1 protein-coding gene is annotated in these 1,164 nt (G+C 75.2%); it reads right to left on the reverse strand.

What is annotated here, in order from left to right:
* Positions 1-141 precede the first annotated feature (141 nt).
* Complete coding sequence (locus F8568_RS46430) at positions 142-1,014, reverse strand: Cgl0159 family (beta/alpha)8-fold protein (protein WP_151600551.1); 873 nt, start codon at positions 1,012-1,014, stop codon at positions 142-144.
* Positions 1,015-1,164: the final 150 nt, after the last annotated feature.

A 1,164-nucleotide genomic window follows, 5' to 3' on the forward strand; every position in this document is an offset into this window, starting at 1 on the left:
TCCCCGCGACGTTCCCGTGCCCGAAGATCCCGAAGCACCCGGGAAAGAACCGCCGCTCCTCCCCGTCGCGCTCCGACCACTGCGCCGCCAGGAAGCGCACCAGCGCCTGCCCCACCGTGAGCCTCATCGTCTTCTCCTCGTTCACAGGGCGTCAACGGCCGCGTCGACCGCGCCCGCGACGTCACCGTTCCTCGGGTACAGCAGCGAGCGGCCGACGACCAGCCCGCGCACCGTCGGCAGCCGCAGCGCCCGCCGCCACCCGTCCAGCGCGGCGCGCGGGTCGTCGGCGACCTCGCCGCCGAGCAGCAGCGCGGGCAGCGTGGAGGCGGCCATCACCCGTTCCATGTCCGGGACGACCGGGACCTTCAGCCAGGTCCGTGCCGACGTGGTGCCGAGCGCGGACGCGATCGACACGGCCCGGATCATCGCCTCCGGCGTCAGCACGTTGCGGACGCGGCCGTCGACGCGCCGCGAGATGAACGGCTCCACCATCGCCATCAGCCCGTGCCCGGCGAGCGCGGACACCGCCCGCGCGCAGCCCTCCAGGGTGCCGGCGGTGGCGGGGTCGTCGTCGTCGATCCGCAGCAGCATCTTGCCGCCGTCCAGCCGGGACGCGGCGATCGCGTCCGCGCTGTAGGCGGTGAACCGGTCGTCGATCTCGAAGGACGCGCCGGCGATGCCGCCGCGGTTCATCGAGCCGATCACGACCTTGCCGTCCAGCACGCCGAGGAGGAGCAGGTCCTCGACGACGTCGGGGGCGGCGAGGACGCCGTCCACGCCGGGCCGGTCCAGCGCGGTGCAGAGCCGGTCGAGCAGGTCGCCGCGGTCGGCCATCGCGTAGGGGTCGCCGCCGGCGGCGAGCGCGCCGCGCGCCGGATGGTCGGCGGCGACGATCATCAGCCGTCCGGTGGCGCCGACCGGGGCCGGGCGCCGGGCGCGGCAGGCCGCGGCCTCCGCGATCGCCTCGGGCCGCCGCGCCCGGGTCTCCGTCAGCGCGGCGATCCGGGACCGCATCGAAGGCTCCGCGCGCGTCTCGTCGCTCACTGGTGCACCATCCTCTTGTCGGTAGCCGTGAGGCTGCTGATGCACCCGAGGTGCCGCCGGGTCACCGCCCCGCTCGCTCGACGCGTGGACGTCCAGCATGAGTTCTGCGGGATCCGGCGG

The organism is Actinomadura physcomitrii (assembly GCF_008923205.2).
In the GTDB taxonomy this organism is placed as follows: domain Bacteria; phylum Actinomycetota; class Actinomycetes; order Streptosporangiales; family Streptosporangiaceae; genus Spirillospora; species Spirillospora physcomitrii.

Coding starts and splice junctions, on each gene's coding strand:
- F8568_RS46430 (WP_151600551.1), bottom strand. CDS start 1,014: ATGCGGTCCCGGATCGCCGCGCTGACGGAGACCCGGGCGCGGCGGCCC.